General features: G+C 56.5%; 16 protein-coding genes. 14 read left to right on the top strand and 2 right to left on the bottom strand.

Annotated elements, in window-relative coordinates:
• Window positions 1-59: 59 nt before the first annotated feature.
• Window positions 60-245, bottom strand: coding sequence for a hypothetical protein (locus tag ABJT94_RS14530; RefSeq protein ID WP_348476930.1), 186 nt, complete (start codon window positions 243-245; stop codon window positions 60-62).
• Between the two features lie 211 nt (window positions 246-456).
• Here ABJT94_RS14530 and ABJT94_RS14525 point away from each other — a divergent pair, with 211 nt between their 5' ends.
• Window positions 457-1,656 (top strand): HDOD domain-containing protein, encoded by a 1,200-nt coding sequence (locus ABJT94_RS14525; protein WP_348476929.1) that lies wholly within the window; start codon window positions 457-459, stop codon window positions 1,654-1,656.
• A 48-nt stretch (window positions 1,657-1,704) separates the two neighbouring features.
• Complete coding sequence (locus tag ABJT94_RS14520) at window positions 1,705-2,457, top strand: cyclic nucleotide-binding domain-containing protein (RefSeq protein WP_348476928.1); 753 nt, start codon at window positions 1,705-1,707, stop codon at window positions 2,455-2,457.
• A gap of 88 nt (window positions 2,458-2,545) precedes the next feature.
• Here ABJT94_RS14520 and ilvC read toward each other — a convergent pair whose 3' ends face one another.
• Entirely contained in the window at window positions 2,546-4,027 is a 1,482-nt protein-coding gene (gene ilvC, locus ABJT94_RS14515; protein WP_348476927.1) for a ketol-acid reductoisomerase, read from the bottom strand.
• A 253-nt stretch (window positions 4,028-4,280) separates the two neighbouring features.
• Between ilvC and ABJT94_RS14510 the strand changes: the two genes are divergently transcribed.
• The 12 genes from ABJT94_RS14510 to ABJT94_RS14455 all read left to right on the top strand — a co-directional run bounded on the left by ABJT94_RS14510 (window position 4,281) and on the right by ABJT94_RS14455 (window position 15,400).
• Window positions 4,281-5,300 carry a BamA/TamA family outer membrane protein gene (locus tag ABJT94_RS14510; protein WP_348476926.1) on the top strand — a complete coding sequence of 340 codons (1,020 nt, stop codon included), beginning with the start codon at window positions 4,281-4,283 and terminating at the stop codon, window positions 5,298-5,300.
• Entirely contained in the window at window positions 5,301-6,410 is a 1,110-nt protein-coding gene (locus ABJT94_RS14505) for a hypothetical protein (protein WP_348476925.1), read from the top strand.
• Complete coding sequence (locus ABJT94_RS14500; protein ID WP_348476923.1) at window positions 6,407-7,486, top strand: histidine kinase; 1,080 nt, start codon at window positions 6,407-6,409, stop codon at window positions 7,484-7,486. The genes ABJT94_RS14505 and ABJT94_RS14500 overlap by 4 nt, the downstream gene beginning before the upstream one ends.
• A gap of 37 nt (window positions 7,487-7,523) precedes the next feature.
• Window positions 7,524-8,297, top strand: coding sequence for a LytTR family DNA-binding domain-containing protein (locus tag ABJT94_RS14495; protein WP_348476922.1), 774 nt, complete (start codon window positions 7,524-7,526; stop codon window positions 8,295-8,297).
• A 126-nt stretch (window positions 8,298-8,423) separates the two neighbouring features.
• Complete coding sequence (locus ABJT94_RS14490; protein WP_348476920.1) at window positions 8,424-9,071, top strand: hypothetical protein; 648 nt, start codon at window positions 8,424-8,426, stop codon at window positions 9,069-9,071.
• Between the two features lies 1 nt (window position 9,072).
• A complete protein-coding gene (locus ABJT94_RS14485; protein ID WP_348476918.1) occupies window positions 9,073-9,783 on the top strand; it encodes an ABC transporter ATP-binding protein in 711 nt (236 codons plus the stop codon).
• Window positions 9,780-10,994: an FtsX-like permease family protein gene (locus tag ABJT94_RS14480; protein WP_348476917.1), complete on the top strand. Its 1,215-nt coding sequence runs from the start codon at window positions 9,780-9,782 to the stop codon at window positions 10,992-10,994. Before ABJT94_RS14485 ends, ABJT94_RS14480 begins: the two co-directional genes overlap by 4 nt.
• A complete protein-coding gene (locus ABJT94_RS14475) occupies window positions 10,987-11,706 on the top strand; it encodes an outer membrane lipoprotein-sorting protein (RefSeq protein ID WP_348476916.1) in 720 nt (239 codons plus the stop codon). The genes ABJT94_RS14480 and ABJT94_RS14475 overlap by 8 nt, the downstream gene beginning before the upstream one ends.
• A 124-nt stretch (window positions 11,707-11,830) precedes the next feature.
• On the top strand, window positions 11,831-12,721 hold the full coding sequence (gene ilvY / locus ABJT94_RS14470) for an HTH-type transcriptional activator IlvY (RefSeq protein ID WP_213676960.1): 891 nt from the start codon (window positions 11,831-11,833) through the stop codon (window positions 12,719-12,721).
• A gap of 72 nt (window positions 12,722-12,793) precedes the next feature.
• On the top strand, window positions 12,794-13,591 hold the full coding sequence (pssA, locus tag ABJT94_RS14465; protein ID WP_348476915.1) for a CDP-diacylglycerol--serine O-phosphatidyltransferase: 798 nt from the start codon (window positions 12,794-12,796) through the stop codon (window positions 13,589-13,591).
• A gap of 198 nt (window positions 13,592-13,789) precedes the next feature.
• Complete coding sequence (gene msrP / locus ABJT94_RS14460) at window positions 13,790-14,761, top strand: protein-methionine-sulfoxide reductase catalytic subunit MsrP (RefSeq protein WP_348476914.1); 972 nt, start codon at window positions 13,790-13,792, stop codon at window positions 14,759-14,761.
• Window positions 14,762-15,400 (top strand): protein-methionine-sulfoxide reductase heme-binding subunit MsrQ, encoded by a 639-nt coding sequence (locus tag ABJT94_RS14455; RefSeq protein ID WP_348476913.1) that lies wholly within the window; start codon window positions 14,762-14,764, stop codon window positions 15,398-15,400.
• Window positions 15,401-15,711: the final 311 nt, after the last annotated feature.

Below are 15,711 nucleotides of genomic sequence, written 5' to 3'. Positions count from 1 at the left end.
CGATTGGAAACCCGGCCCGAATTGACCATCTGCGTGCACAGTCAGACTGCGCGTGAACCTCAGCGATCGTCGCGGTTGGCGCGCCGGTTGCGGGGTTTGATCCGGTATTTTTTGGTGCTTTTGCGGCGTTCGCGCAGAGTGATACAGACCAGCCCAATCGCCAAAAGTGCCAGCAGCGCGGCGATGATCCAGGCGATCGTGTCGCATAACCACTCAGGGTCGCAATTCATGCCAATCTGAATCATTATAACCTCCAGGAATCTGTCGGATTTAGGATGAATTGGCTGCGGAAGCGGGACGCCGTCCCACTCCCTCGCTTCAATCCCCCTAAGTCCGACAGACTCTTAGAACGAGTGATAGCGGGTTTTGGGTGCACGGTGCACTGAATGTTGTACGTTATCGTAACATTCCGGGTTTTAGCTAATTGCTAACAACATACGCCACAGAGGTAAGCGATTGCACGACGTCGTTTTATTTGCCCGCCAACCCATCTTCGACAGCACTCAGCAGGTGTTTGCCTATGAGCTGTTGTTTCGACAAGGCACCGCCGTGCAGGCAGATTTCAGTGATGGTGATCTGGCCACGAGAACCGTCATGCTCAATGCCTACACCCATACAGACACCTTCAAGACGCTGAATAACAAGCCGGGCCTGGTTAATGTCACTAAAACCATGCTCAATGCCTTGCCGGATATTCTGCGCGACACCATGTACATTGAGGTCCTTGAAGATTACCACGCTGATGACGACCTGGTGCCACTGCTTCAGGGGTTAAAGGACCGGGGCTTCAAGCTGGTGCTCGATGATTTCGAGGGTCGGGACTACCGGCCAGAGCTGATCGACCTGGTCGACATGGTGAAAATCGATGTGCTCGCTACCCCGCCAGAGGCCATACAGCCTTTGCTGGAGCGATTGCGACAGCACGACGTCACCCTGGTGGCGGAAAAAATTGAAGACCATGTCATGTACCAGACCTGCCGCGACCAGGGGTTCGATTATTTCCAGGGCTACTTCTTTTGTCAGCCGGAGACCATTCGCGGTCAGCAGGTAGACCCTGACAGAATGGGCATGCTGATGCTGCTGGCCGATCTGTACCGGTCTGATGTGGACATCAACGCGATCTACAAGCACGTTCAGCGCGATACTGTTCTATCCTATAAGTTATTGCAGCTGGTGAATTCGGCGTTTTATCGCCGGGCGCAGTCGATTGAATCCCTGCATCAGGCCGTCATGATGCTGGGGCTGGACCGCATTCGCAGCTGGGTGACCCTGATCAACATGGGCCAGTTATCGGACAAACCCGGTGAACTGCAGCGTGAAGCACTGACCCGGGCGTTCTTTTGCGAACACCTGGCCACCGAGCGGCCTGGTTTGACGGCACAGGCAGGGTTTACCGTTGGCTTGCTATCGGTGTTGGACGCCTGGCTCGACCGCCCGATGCACCAGATCGTCGAGCAGCTACCCTTCACCGAAGAAGTGCGCGCTGCACTGACACGGCGAGAGGGGCCACTGGGCACCATTCTGGGAATCGCTGTCGATTACAGCCACTCTCGCTGGGATGCCTTGCCCCGGGGCTTGCTGGAGTCGGATGAGGCCATGCAGTTGCAGGATGCGTATTGTCAGTCGGTACTGCGAGCCGATGAAATGCTCGATTGAGCAAGTTCCGATCCCGATGGGGTCGGATGTCGAGAACAGAGAGGCGCAATGTTTACACTGGTGCAACACCCGGAAAGCTGGATAACCCATACTCAGGCCCATCAGGTACACAGCCTGAAACGCATGCCCGCGCAACCGGACGAGACCCGTTCGTTCAGCCGTGGCACGCTTTCCAAAGCCGATACGTCAAGCTGGGCACTGATCAAACCAGTAGAAGGCGTTATCGGATTGTCGGCCGAGGGTACGCGCCTGTTTGCGCTGGAGACCGACGACTGCTGGTGCGGCCAGGTTGGCGAGGTGCTGGAATGGTTTCAGGAAGGGGCGGTTACGCTCGATATCTGGCACTGGTCCAGCATTGAAGCGACCGATGTACCCAGCCTGATAGGTGGCTTCAACGATGCAGCCCTGAAGCTGGCGCTGCACAATTCGAAGATGCCTCAGGATCCGGCGCCCGGGTTCGAATTCTTCAAGTCCGGCGATGTCATTATTCGCGAGGGCGAACCGGCCGATTGTGTGTTCACCCTGATCGAAGGGCGTGCCCGGGTCATGCGTGAAGGCGTGCAATTGGGTGTTGCGCGGGAAGGCGAAATTCTCGGGTTGCAGGCCATGCTGCTGCACTCAACGCGCACCGCCTCGGTCATTGCCGAGGGGAATTGCAGCGCGGTCCGGGTCGATTACGATAAATTTCAGCATTTAATTGCTTCCCGTCCCGAGCTCGTCCTCTCAACACTGGAAACCATGGCCAAGCACATTGAACGGATGAATACCCGTTTGCTGGAGGCCGGGTCGGACCCTTCCTGAAAGGCAAAAAAAAGCCCGCCGGATCGGCGGGCCAATGCTCACTCCCTTTTGGGGACCTCACTGAGACCGGTTAAGGTCTCGTCTGCCATCAGGCTTCGACGAGACGCTTCATGTCAGTCATGTAACCGCGCAGTTCTTCGCCAATCCACTCAATCGGGTGGTTGCGAATGGCGGTGTTTACCTTGATCAGCTCAATGTTATCAACCTGGCCGGATACTGCGCCCAGGCCTTTTCCGATGACATCGGTACTGACCTTTGGCATGAAATGTTCGGCCAGCAAAGGAACGGCCGCGTTGGCGAACAGATAGTTGCCGTATTCAGCGGTGTCACTGATCACCACGTTCATTTCATACAGCTTCTTGCGTGCAATCGTGTTTGCGATCAGCGGCAGTTCGTGCAGCGATTCGTAATAGGCGCTTTCTTCAATGATGCCGCTTTCGACCATGGTCTCGAACGCCAGTTCAACGCCTGCCTTGACCATAGCGACCATCAGAATGCCATTATCAAAGTATTCCTGTTCGTCCAGATCGTTGGCAGACACCGGCGTTTGTTCGAAGGCTGTTTTGCCGGTGGCTTCACGCCAGCCGAACAGGTCTTTGTCGTCATTGGCCCAGTCGGCCATCATGGTGTCGCTGAAGTGGCCGCTGATGATGTCGTCCTGATGTTTCTGGAACAAGGGGCGCATCAGCTCTTTGAGCTCTTCCGACAGCTGGTAGGCGCGAACTTTGGCCGGATTGCTCAGGCGGTCCATCATGGTGGTGATGCCACCGTGCTTGAGGGCTTCGGTTACGGTTTCCCAGCCGTACTGAACCAGCTTGCTGGCGTAGGTTTTGTCAACGCCTTCGGCGACCATCTTGTCGAAGCACAGCAGCGAGCCAGCCTGCAGCATGCCGCACAGAATGGTTTGCTCGCCCATCAGGTCGGACTTCACTTCCGCTACAAAAGAACTCTCCAGTACGCCGGCACGGTGGCCACCGGTGGCCGCAGCCCAGGCCTTGGCGATTTCAAAGCCTTCGCCTTTCGGGTCGTTTTCCGGGTGAACGGCGATCAGCGTCGGTACACCAAAGCCGCGCTTGTACTCTTCACGTACTTCGGTACCCGGGCATTTCGGGGCAACCATCACGACGGTGATGTCGTCACGAATTTTCTGGCCGACTTCGACGATGTTGAAGCCATGTGAGTAGCCGAGGGTCGCACCTTTTTTCATCAACGGCATGACGGTCTCGACGACGTTGCTGTGCTGTTTGTCTGGCGTCAGGTTGACCACCAGATCTGCCTGGGGAATCAGGTTTTCATAGGAGTCGACCTGAAAACCGTTTTCGCTGGCGTTCTTCCACGACTGGCGTTTTTCATCAATCGCAGCCTGGCGCAGGGCATAGGAAACATCCAAACCCGAGTCACGCATGTTCAGGCCCTGATTCAAACCCTGGGCACCGCAACCGACGATGACCACTTTCTTACCCTTGAGCACGTCGCACTCATTGGCGAATTCAGACTTTTCCATAAACCGGCACTTACCCAGTTGGGCTAACTGCTGGCGAAGATTCAGGGTGTTGAAGTAATTGCTCATGCTGTGTCCTGTAAACGCTGAAGGTGGTTTGTCCACCGTTGCAAGGGAGTGTACAGAAGTGGGAATGTTGCTGGAAATGAATTGTTGGCAATCAGGTGTTGCAAAAAAGGGAATAATAGCCGACCGCTAAGGTCACACCGCTCAGCGTAAACAGAGACCGCTTATTGCCGGATAAAACCGTTTGTCGTACCAGGGACTCGTCACCGAGTCGCCGCATTAGTCTGGCGGTCATCATAGCCTGTGGAGCGAATCCGTGACGTTGAAAAGAACGATCCTGTTGCTGGGCCTGGTATCGAGCTGCGCTGGTCTCGAAGCGGAACCGGCGACACCTGCCGGAAGTGAAGCCTATAGCAACGCCGTATCGCCGATCATCGGCTATGGCCCGGTTTATGGCGCTGTCCTGGGAGCCGCGTGGTTCCGTTACCCGGCCCCAGGTGCAGAACTGAAACGTCCTGTTTACCGGGACCTGTTTATACAAGGGACAGTCGGGGGGCAGTTCAGTCTGCAGATACGCCGGCGACAGCCCGATCTGTGGCCTGAATGGGAACATTCACTGGCGCTGTCGGTGGATAACTTCTTTGACTATGAATTTCCCGACGGCGCCTCAGAGTATCAGCGGTTTGATCGCTGGCGCCTGATGCTGGATAACGAAATGAGCCGGACGATCAGCGGTCCGTTGTCGGCGTTGGGACGTTTGTCAGTTGCGGGTCGGCTGCACGAACGCGATGGTGACGACGTGAACACCTACCCGGGGCTGGGGCTTCGTTGGGATAGCCGGGATACTGGCATCAACCCCCGGCGGGGAACCTATGCCGTGATTGCCGCCGATGTTCAGCCGGATGCGTTACACAGCAAGCGACTGGATCAGACAGGCTGGCGTGGCGGACTGGACGTACGTCGCTACTTCCCAATGCCCGGTACGACGGTCATGGCACTGCGTTTTGAAGGCAATGCCACCGATGGTGAGGTATTTGATACCGCCCTTGGTGGTGATTCGCAGTTGCGCGGCTATGTTGCGAGGCGGTTTGTTGGCGAGTCCAGCATGGCCGCTCAGGCCGAAGTCCGGTTTCCGCTGGTCGGCTGGGTATCGGGTGTCGCCTTTGCCGAAACCGGTTGGATACAAGACGGTGATTATTTGGAAACGCCCTCAAGTACCGGCGGTGGTTTGCGATTCGGGTTGCCTCCCGATGGCGAGATGAAAGTGCGCGCAGACCTGGGTATGTCTGCTGAAGGCGATGTTCAGTTCTTTGTCAGCTTTAATCAGGTGTTTTAGATGCTAAAGCCAAAGACCTGTCTGAACATCACCGCGCGCGCTTGCCTGCTATTAATAGCAGTACCAGCGGCTTGGGCGCTGGACTGGCGGCTGGAGGCTCAGTGGGAGGCAAGCCGTCAGGACACCGTATCGGCTCCTCTGGCATTGATCGATGCCAGCCCTTTTACCTGGACGCAACGCTATGATCTGTCGTTGGCGGATGCCGGTGCGGGGCTGGACGTGCGCTTTGAGCCAGAGAACGATGGAACAACAGGGCCGGAGTGGACGGTCAGGCAGGCGTATTATGATGCTGGACCGGGTGACTATGAGGTGACGCTGGGGCAAAAGCATCTGCACTGGGATTACGGCTTTCTGGCCAACCCTCTCAACTGGGTGGGGCCTGCTGATGGCCGCTCCGAATTTCTGGCAGAGCCGCTGTTGTCGGTACAACAGTTCCGGGGCATCAATACCGACCAGGCTGTTTGCACACTGCGTCTCGAAGACAGGCAGGAGCTTTGTCTGGTGCGAACCCAGGGGTTCTACGGCGCTTTGGACTGGCAGTTGGCCGCGGGTTACGAGGAAGGCTGGCAACTGGGTGCGGGCGCATCCTGGGTTCCCGGTCAGCGCTGGGAGTATCATGGGTCGCTGACCTGGTATGAAACGGCGCTGCAGCGAACCTATCGGGATGGCCGCCTAATAATTGAGCACGAATCTGCCTGGAACATACTGGTTGGGGCCAGCACTAGTGGCCAGGGTGGCTGGCAGTTATTGCTCGAACATCACCTGGATACCCGGGCTCTGTCAGCCGATGACTGGTCTGACGTTCAGCAGGATCTGAAGGCAGGGGCTGTCGGTGCGCTGGCACCTGCCTGGCAGAGTAGGCCATTGACGGCGCATCGGTCACTGGTTCGCTTGACGCAAAACTGGAACGACTGGGATCTGACTGGCGCACTGGTCGGGTTCTGGAGCGGGGAGCCAACGGTATTGACTGAGCTTGAATTGACCTATGCCTGGACGCAAAGCGCGGACTTGACGCTGGGCTGGCAGACAACGCCCGCCTCGGGCATGCTGGGTCAAATTGGGCAGGGCGACATCTACACCGTGGGCATTAACTGGGTTCTGGCACCATGAGAAAGTTTCCGGGTATGTATCAACACAGCTTTGCCGACAGCTCGCTGCTTGAATGGGTGGTTGGTGTGGGCATAACCCTGGTCGCCTGTGCGCTGATCGCCTGGTTGACCTATCTGATGAACGGTGCCAGCTATTGGATGAACCTGAGGATCTCACTCGGGTTCGGCGTCTCCTGTGTAGTGACGATTAACCTGGCTCATCTGGCCTGGCCGGATCGGACGGATCTGTTTCGTAACAGCCTGGGCATGGTCATCGGGGTCGCGATTGGTATGGTCAACCTGGTGTCTGTTGTGTTCGGCAACCCGTTTCAGATCGATTTTCGCGAACACTGGGCGATGATGCTTGGCAACCTGGTGATATCGGCTGCGTTCAGTCTTATTGTTTTCTATTTCTTCTATTCCACCTATCGGGTTCAGCGGTTAGGGCGAGAAGTGACCGAACAGCAACTGGTCGCCTCACAGAAAGACAAGGACTTGCTGCTTAGCCGATTGAAGCTGATGCAAAGTCAGATCGAACCGCACTTCCTGTTCAATACACTGGCCAATGTGCAAGGCCTGATTGATCAGGACAGTGTGGCGGCGAAACGGCTGATTGGTGAGTTGACGACCATGCTGCGAGTCAGTTTGCGCCGGACCCGTCAGGACAACACCCAACTTGTCGATGAACTGACTCTGATTCGCAGTTATCTGGCCATTCAGGCGATTCGCATGGGCAGTCGGTTGTCGTTCGACGTTGATGCGCCGGAGGCTTTGGACCACCTGCCGTTGCCGCCGCTGATGATCCAGCCACTGGTGGAAAATGCCGTTATCCACGGTATTGAACCCAGTACAGCGGGCGGTGAAGTTAAGGTGGTTGTGCGGTCGGCAGGCGGTGCACTGCAGGTTGCTGTGATTAACACCGGCCTAGGGCTGGGCCAGGCTCCGGCTTCAAGCGGTGAGGGGGTCGGGCTCAGTAACATTCGAGAGCGGCTGCGCCTGCTCTATGAAGGTCGGGCTGCACTGACGCTGACAACCAATATTACTGGTGGAACAGAGGCGCAGTTGACGGTGCCACTTAATTCAGGGGGCGAGGCGTAAACCATGCCTGTTCAAAACCCGACGGACGACGGAAATTATGGCTGAACTGACCGCACTCATCGCCGATGATGAGCCTGTTCTGCGCTATCACCTCAACCGGATTCTGAGCGATCTCTGGTCAGACCTGGACATCGTCGCCATGGCGGCAACGGGTGAAGAAGCCTGGCAACTGATCGAGACCGTTCAGCCCCAGGTGGTTTTTCTGGACATCAAAATGCCGGGGCTGACGGGCCTGGAGGTTGCCGAGCGGATGCAGCAGGCAGGCCTTACCCGAGACTGTGCTGTGGTTTTTCTGACCGCCTATGACGAGTACGCCGTGGAAGCGTTCGAGCGCGAAGCGGTCGACTATCTGCTCAAACCCATCGATGAATCACGGCTGGAGCGCACCCGTGATCGCATCCTCCAACGGCTTGAGCGCCCTTCGACGGCTCAGGTTGATTTGGCGGATTTAAAACGACTGTTGTCTGTCGGTGAGGCGGGCAATGGCCCATTGCGCTGGCTGAACGCTCACCGGGGAGACGATATCTACGTTATCGATGTTGAATCCGTCTTGTATTTCCTGGCAGAAGATAAATACACCACCGTGGTGACGGCCGACGGCGAGTATCTGATTCGAAAGTCGCTCAAGCAGCTGGAAGCCGAGCTTGATAACCAGCAATTCTGGCGTATCCATCGTTCGACTCTGGTGCAGGTCGCCTCCATCGACAGGGTTGAACGAACCTTTTCCGGCCAGCTGAAAGTTCATGTAAAAAATGGGCGTAACCCGCTGATTGTCAGTCGCCGTTTTTCCGACCGGTTCAAGCAAATGTAACCCACTTCCGCGCCATTTGTTGTCACCCGCTACCGTTCATTCCGCAACAGAGCCACTTATCGAAAACGCCCATTTGTCATTGTTCATCTCGCTAGAGTGACGTCGAATTCATAGCGGAGCGACGTCATGCGGCATTTCATTCTGATCATTCTGGTCAGCATAAGCTGGGCATCAGCGGCATTTGCCGAGGTTGAACACGCCAACCCGGAATTGACCCGGGCATACCAGCAATACCTGACAGCAACCCAGGGCGATAAAGGCGCCGTCGATGAGGCCGTTGAGGCATTTGAGGCACTGCTTGTAACTCACCCCAGCGACCCTCTGATACTGGTTCTGCTAGGCAGCAGCCAGACGTTGCAGGGGCGCGACGCCTGGATGCCCTGGAACAAAATGAGCCTGACCGAAGATGGCCTTGCTGCCATGGGTACTGCGCAGCAATGGCTGGGCCCCGAACACGATGAGCAGGTGTTTTATGGCTTGCCGGTCAGTGTTCAGGTCAAAGCGTTGGCAGGCATTACCTTCACTCAGGTTCCGGACTTCTTCGGCCGGTTTGAGCAGGGGTATCAGTTGTTGCTCGATGCCAGCCAGAGCCCGTTACTGGACGAAGTGCCTGCAAAAAGCCATAGCCACATACATTTTTACGCCGCCCGGGCTGCCCGCCAGGCCGACGAACCGGAACGCCAGACCATGTTGCTGAGGCGTCTGGCCGACCTTCCGGTGGATAATGACTATACCGCTGCAGCACGCGATGCGCTGACAGCAGTGGGAGAGTGACATGACCCTGATGACGGTGGACAGGGTGTCCAAAAGCTACCGAGCGGGAGAGACGGACCAGACAGTGCTCTCGGGTGTCGATCTGTCGCTGCAGGCCGGTGAGTTTGTTGGGCTGGTTGGGCCATCCGGCTGTGGCAAGACCACTTTGCTGAATATCTGCGGCCTGATTGATCAGCCAGACAGAGGGCGGTTGTATTGGCACGATCGAGCGTTGACCGGGCTGTCCGGCGCGGCACTGACCGACTTGCGCCGCCGGACTGTTGGCTTCGTGTTTCAGGAGTTCAATCTGATTCCGGTGATGAGCGCGCGCGACAATATCGCCTACCCGCTCATGCTGTTGGGGTTGTCTCGAAAGGAGCAGGCAGAGCGCGTTGCCGCGCTGGCCAATGCCGTGGGAATCGGCTCATTGCTGGACAAACGACCCGCCCATCTCTCGGGCGGCCAGCGCCAGCGTGTGGCCATAGCGCGTGCGCTGGCCAAACGGCCCGAGCTGATCATTGCTGATGAACCTACCGCCAGCCTCGATGAGGAAACCGCCCTGACCGTTGTTGACCTGCTGCGAACGCTAAGCCGCGAATTCAACTCAACGGTGCTGGTCGCGACCCACGACACCCGGCTGTCGCGCTGGTGTGACCGGCTTATTCGCTTGCACCGGGGGCGCTTGCAGAATGAAAACCGCTCGCCAGCACCTGTCAGGGAGGAAAGGGTGTGAAGTGGTTCTTACTGGCCTGGAGCAATCTGGGCCGCAACCGCCGCCGGACGCTGGCCACGCTGTTACTCACCGCGATTGGCGTAACCGGCATCATGGCCACCAGCGGGTTTGCGCTCTATACCTACGATTCATTGCGCGAATTTGCCATGCGTGACAAAGGCCATGTGATCTTGACTCACCCGGCGTTTTACCGGGAGCAGGAAGATTATCCATTGCACTATGGTCTCAACAACGCCAACAGCCTGGAGCAGGCGCTGCGGAAGGACCGACGAGTGCGCAACACCCTGGCGACAGTCGAATTCAGTGGACTGATCACCAATGGTGATAAATCCACCATCTTTGTTGGCGAAGGGATTGAGCCAGAATTGTTTCAGGTACGTGGCCCGTCCATGCGTCTGGATGCTGGTCGCCTGTTTGGTGTCGCCGATTCGAATGCCAGTGCACAGGCACTGATCGGCAAAAGTCTTGCCAGCAATTTAAAGGTGGGCGTGGGTGATGGGCTGACGCTGATGAGCACCACGGTAGATGGTGCACTCAATGCCATTGATGTAATCGTGCGGGGTATTGTGTCCACAGGCGTCCCCGAGCTGGACAGTCGCCTGGTCATGACCCGCATCACCGATGCACAGCGCTTGTTGAACAGTGATCGTATCACCCGACTGGGCGTGTATCTCAATGACAGTGCGCAAGCCGACACCTTCTATAACATTCTGGAGGAGCAGTATCCGCAACTGGGGATAACGGCCTGGCACGAACGGGCTTTTTTCTACACCAGCGTACGCAACCTCTATAACCGCATTTTTGGTGTGATGGGCCTGGTTATTCTGGCCATGGTCGGTTTTGCCGTCTTCAACACCGCGTCAATGAGTGTGATGGAGCGCACCCGAGAAATAGGGGCGTTGGCCGCCATGGGGACCCGACGAGGTGAGATACTGCGTCTGTTTTTGATGGAAGCCGGACTGATCGGACTGCTAGGTAGTCTGGTCGGGTTGTTGTTGTCCGGGCTGCTGTCGGTAGGGCTGATGGTTTTCGAGGTACAAATGCCACCGCCACCGGGCCAGACCGAAGGTTACCCGTTGCAGGTTTACTGGTCTTCAATCATGGCTGTGGTCAGCTCGGCCATTGTCGTGGTGTTGGCTGTCTTTGCCAGTGGCGTGGCCACGTTCCGTGGTGTTCGCAAGCCTATTGTGGAGGCGCTGAACTATGCGTAAACAGGATTTGTGGTTCTGCATTTTATTGTTGTTTTTCCTGGGGGGGCTTCGGGCTGAACCGTCACCGGAGCTGGCGGTACTCGATCAGGCACGCACTCGCCAGGGCGATGTCCGGGTAGAGACCCTGATCGAAGTGTGGGAGGCGGGCGAACTACTCCGCTCCAGTGCTTTTGAGGTATACGTGGGTACTGGCCGACAGTCATTGGCATTGGCCAGAAGTGGCCGGGAAGCGGGGCAGAAAGTGCTGATGCTGGATGATCAGTTCTGGCTGTTTCTGCCCACCAGTCAACGCCCCATTCGCATAACCCCCATGCAGAAAATGCTGGGGGAGGCATCGATTGGCGACATCGCCTCATTACGCTGGCAGGAAGACTACCGCATTATTAACCGGCAGTCTGAACCGGAAACGCTGTGGCTGTCGCTGGAAGCGGCCCGGGCTGGCTTGAGTTATCAGCGGGTCGAGTTGCAGGTGCGTACCGGTGACTATGCCCCTTTGAGCGCTCGCTTCTATTTGACCTCTGGAAAGCTCGCTAAAACAGCGGCCTTTGAACTCGATGAAGTGGGTGGCGAACTGACCGTTTCCCGCATGACCCTGACCGATGAAGTCATGGGCGATGAAGTGACTCGCATCCATTATCAGAGCGTGACCGAGGTGGATATACCGGAGCGTTGGTTTTCTCCGGCTTTTCTGGCCCGCAATCCAGTCGACTAGCGAAGCATGGCAAACGACTCACGCCGCTTTCATAAAGTTGCACAACCCCGGGTTTGTATTGCGTTTGCTGCAATATTACCGGGGGCGTGGCATAATCGGGGGCCGGTCAGAGGAGTCGATTACTATGGATCTGCGAGCGCTCAAGCAGTTCTTGCACTTGTCTCAAACACTGCATTACGGCAAAACGTCCGAAGCCATGCATGTCAGTCCGTCTACACTGAGTCGGAGCATTGCCCGGCTTGAAGATGAACTGGGTGCTACGCTGTTTGAACGGGATAACCGGACGGTGGTGCTAACACAGGCCGGGCGACTGTTTCGTGAATTCGCCGAATCGACGCTGGCCCACTGGCAGGAGCTCAGGCATAAGCTGCAAAACGATCCTGATGAACTGCGCGGTCAGGTGCGGCTCTATTGCTCGGTGACCGCCAGTTATTCGTTCATGCTGGAAGTGCTGACCGAGTTTCGCAAACGCTTCCCCAACATTGAAGTGATACTGGAAACCGGCGACGCCGCCCAGGCCGTGCAGAAGGTAATGGACGATGAGACAGATGTTGCGGTCGCGCCCAGGCCGGACCATCTGCCCAACCCGCTGATGTTTGCGTCCATTGTCGAGACACCTCTGGACTTCATCGCGCCGGTGATCGACTGTCCGGTGCGCAGCCTGATGCAGGAAACGCCCATTCCCTGGGGGCAAATTCCCTTTGTCGTGTCCGAGTATGGGCTGGCGCGAAAGCGCCTTGATCACTGGTTCCGGGCGCATTCGATCAAGCCCAATATCTACGCTCAGGTGGCGGGCAATGAGGCCATCGTCAGTATGGTGGGCCTTGGCTTCGGGATCGGAGTGGTACCGGGGCTGGTGATTGAGAACAGCCCGATGAAAGATAAAATAGAGCGAATCGAGACCGATACGGTTCTCGAACCTTTTGACGTCGGGGTCTGTGTCCTCAATCGGCGCTTGCAGGACCCGCTGGTCAGTGCCTTCTGGCAAACCGCGGTCGACATTACCGGGGACTGACGCTCCCGGGACATCAGTTCATGCTTGCTCGTGCCAGCGCTGGCACGGGCCAAATCAAAAAAGGGGGGCTCTATGAGTTCCACAGAAGAAAAAACGACGGAGAATGATCAATTGCCCGTACAGCAACACCCGAGCCACCGTCGTGGCATTTACCTCTTGCCCAATTTGCTGACCACGGCCGCCTTGTTTGCGGGTTTCTACTCCATTGTGTTGTCTATGAACGGAAGCTTTGTACGCGCTGCCATGGCCATTTTTGTCGCTCAGATTCTCGATGGTATGGACGGGCGGGTAGCACGCATGACGCATACGCAAAGTGAATTCGGGGCCCAGTATGATTCCATGTCCGATAATCTGGCGTTTGGTGTGGCACCGGCCATTCTGGTCTATCAGTGGTCGCTGCACAGCCTGAGTAACCTGGGCTGGGTCGCTGCCTTTATTTTTGTTGCAGGAGCGGCGTTACGTTTGGCGCGGTTCAATACCCAGATCAACACCGTCGACAAGAAGTTCTTTGTTGGCCTGGCCAGTCCGGCAGGCGCCGGCGTGTTGTGGGCCATGGTGTGGGCGCTGGGTCAAAAAGGGGTCGAGGGTGAGTCGGTTGCCTGGTTGATGGTGATCATCGTGCCGCTGATAGGCGCCATGATGGTCAGCCCCATTCGCTATTACTCCTTTAAAGACCTCAGTGACAAGGGTCGGGTGCCCTTTGTGGTGCTGCTGTTGTCGGTCATGGTGATTGCCGTAATCGCCCTGGATCCGGGCCCGGTTCTGTTGGCTTTTGCCGTGACCTATGCCCTCTCGGGCCCTGTGTTTGAAGCCTGGCGCCGCTTGCGTCTGTATAAAAACGCCCGGAAAGTAGAGTCTGACGACGACTGATCCGCCTCTGCTGGCAGCGTTACCCTTATAAAAAGGATGTAAAGGCGCTGCCATGGCAGGTCAGTTGTGCCAAAGTTAAAGCAGCTTGCTGCTTTATTGCTGGACCCCAGTTAGAGCCCACCCCGCCAGTGTGAAACCAGTCAGCGCCTGATTCCGTAGTCTTTAGAGGCTATGAACAAATCCAACAGGATGCGATGTATGTTAATCAAACAGGTTTCAGACTTAACCGAAAATGACGTAACCCCCAAATCGGCCTACCTGAACCGCCGACATATTATTCAGGCTGCCGGTGGGCTGGCTCTGGCCGGTGCCGTTCCGCGTGTATTTGCAGAAGACCAGAGTACCCCTCACTGGCTTGACCAAAAGGTTGAACAAACGGTGTTTCGCAGCGTCACCACCGACGAAGGCGTGACGGATCGTGCCGATGCAACCTCCTACAACAACTTTTATGAATTCGGAACGGGCAAGGGTGATCCGGCCAAATATGCCGACGACTTCAACCCTTACCCCTGGGAAATAGCCGTAGATGGGGAGTGTGCCAACCCCGGCACCTTTGATCTAGAGTCCCTGGTGGCAAATGCAGCTGCCACTGAAGAGCGTATTTACCGGCTGCGCTGTGTAGAAGCCTGGTCGATGGTGATCCCCTGGATCGGCATTGAATTGGGTAAGGTACTGCAGCAATTCGAACCCACCAGTGATGCGCGCTATGTGGCGTTCGAAACCGTCGTGCGACCCGATGAAATGCGTGGCCAGCGTAGCCGGTTTTCATTTATCGATTACCCTTATCTGGAAGGCTTGCGTATGGATGAAGCCATGCATCCGCTCGCCTTTCTGGCGGTGGGCATGTACGGCGAACCCCTGCCAAACCAGAACGGCGCGCCGATACGACTGTTATTGCCCTGGAAGTACGGTTTCAAGAGCATCAAATCCATAGCCCGAATCAGCTTTGTGCGCGAGATGCCGCCCATTACCTGGAATATAGCGGCGGAAAACGAGTACGGCTTTTACGCTAACGTAAATCCGGAAGTGGACCACCCGCGCTGGAGCCAGGCAAGTGAGCGTCGCATTGGGGCCAATGGTGATGTAGAGCGCATACCGACCCGGCTGTTCAATGGTTACGATGAAGTGGCATCACTGTACGAAGGTATGGATCTGAGGAAGTTCTTTTAAATGACAGGCATTAACCTCCGGCAAGGTTGGCTTTGGTGGTTGCTGTTTGTATCCGCACTGGTGCCAGCGGTTTGGTACTGGGGCCTGTTTTTGCTGGACCCGCGGGCGCTGGGTGTAGACGCGCTAGAAGTGGTATTGCAGGAGATGGGGCACTGGGCGCTGTGGATGTTACTGATCACCCTGTCATGCTCCACGCTCCGGCGGCGAACCCCACTGCCAAACCCGGTGCGCTACCGTCGAATGCTGGGTCTGTTCACCTTCTTTTATGCCACTGCGCATCTGGGTACCTATGTCATCGGCTGGATAGAACTGGATGCCGTCGTGTTCTGGGATGACATCAGCAAGCGGCCCTTCATTTATCTTGGGATGATTGGCTGGGCAGGGCTGCTGGCGCTAGCCGTAACTTCGCCCAAAGCCATGGTGCGCAAGCTAAAAAAGAACTGGAAGCGATTGCACCGGGTAATTTATGCGATCGTGATCCTGGCGGTTATCCACTTCTGGATGCAATCCCGGGTGTCCTCGCTGGAAGCCTGGATCTACACGCTGCTGACCCTAGTCTTGCTGAGCGAGCGAGCCTGGGCCAGATATTCAGCCAGAGCCCCAACCTCTGCGAGCAAGACGAGGACGGCCAGGGCCTAAGATCAGCGCTCTTAGGAGTGCAGCCGGTCAGACTTGTCAGTTTTTTTAAAACACCTCTTGACCCTCCCTCAGAAAAGACTATTATACGCCTCCCTCGCCGCACAGCGGTGACGGGAAGCCTCTTTCCAGCAGTACGATTGAGCCTTTTTAGACCAAGCCTAAGTGGTTGTTTTAAAAAGGAAAAATGCAGAAAAGAGGTTGACAGCGCGGCGCAGATCATTAAGATACGCACCACGTTGAACGAAGCAGCCAATAGCGCCAAGCTTCGAGTTCCTTAACATTGTCAGAAGTAATTCGTGTGGGCGCTTGTA

This window comes from Saccharospirillum sp., assembly GCF_039982735.1.
GTDB lineage: Bacteria > Pseudomonadota > Gammaproteobacteria > Pseudomonadales > Natronospirillaceae > Saccharospirillum.
This window is presented reverse-complemented; position numbering and strand designations above follow the sequence as displayed.

Bases quoted from the DNA above. Each gene is read 5' to 3' on its own strand.
- ABJT94_RS14530 (WP_348476930.1), bottom strand. From the start codon at position 245: ATGATTCAGATTGGCATGAATTGCGACCCTGAGTGGTTATGCGACACG.
- ABJT94_RS14520 (WP_348476928.1), top strand. From the start codon at position 1,705: ATGTTTACACTGGTGCAACACCCGGAAAGCTGGATAACCCATACTCAG.
- ilvC (WP_348476927.1), bottom strand. From the start codon at position 4,027: ATGAGCAATTACTTCAACACCCTGAATCTTCGCCAGCAGTTAGCCCAA.
- ABJT94_RS14505 (WP_348476925.1), top strand. From the start codon at position 5,301: ATGCTAAAGCCAAAGACCTGTCTGAACATCACCGCGCGCGCTTGCCTG.
- ABJT94_RS14500 (WP_348476923.1), top strand. From the start codon at position 6,407: ATGAGAAAGTTTCCGGGTATGTATCAACACAGCTTTGCCGACAGCTCG.
- ABJT94_RS14495 (WP_348476922.1), top strand. From the start codon at position 7,524: ATGGCTGAACTGACCGCACTCATCGCCGATGATGAGCCTGTTCTGCGC.
- ABJT94_RS14490 (WP_348476920.1), top strand. From the start codon at position 8,424: ATGCGGCATTTCATTCTGATCATTCTGGTCAGCATAAGCTGGGCATCA.
- ABJT94_RS14485 (WP_348476918.1), top strand. From the start codon at position 9,073: ATGACCCTGATGACGGTGGACAGGGTGTCCAAAAGCTACCGAGCGGGA.
- ABJT94_RS14475 (WP_348476916.1), top strand. From the start codon at position 10,987: ATGCGTAAACAGGATTTGTGGTTCTGCATTTTATTGTTGTTTTTCCTG.
- ilvY (WP_213676960.1), top strand. From the start codon at position 11,831: ATGGATCTGCGAGCGCTCAAGCAGTTCTTGCACTTGTCTCAAACACTG.
- pssA (WP_348476915.1), top strand. From the start codon at position 12,794: ATGAGTTCCACAGAAGAAAAAACGACGGAGAATGATCAATTGCCCGTA.
- msrP (WP_348476914.1), top strand. From the start codon at position 13,790: ATGTTAATCAAACAGGTTTCAGACTTAACCGAAAATGACGTAACCCCC.
- ABJT94_RS14455 (WP_348476913.1), top strand. From the start codon at position 14,762: ATGACAGGCATTAACCTCCGGCAAGGTTGGCTTTGGTGGTTGCTGTTT.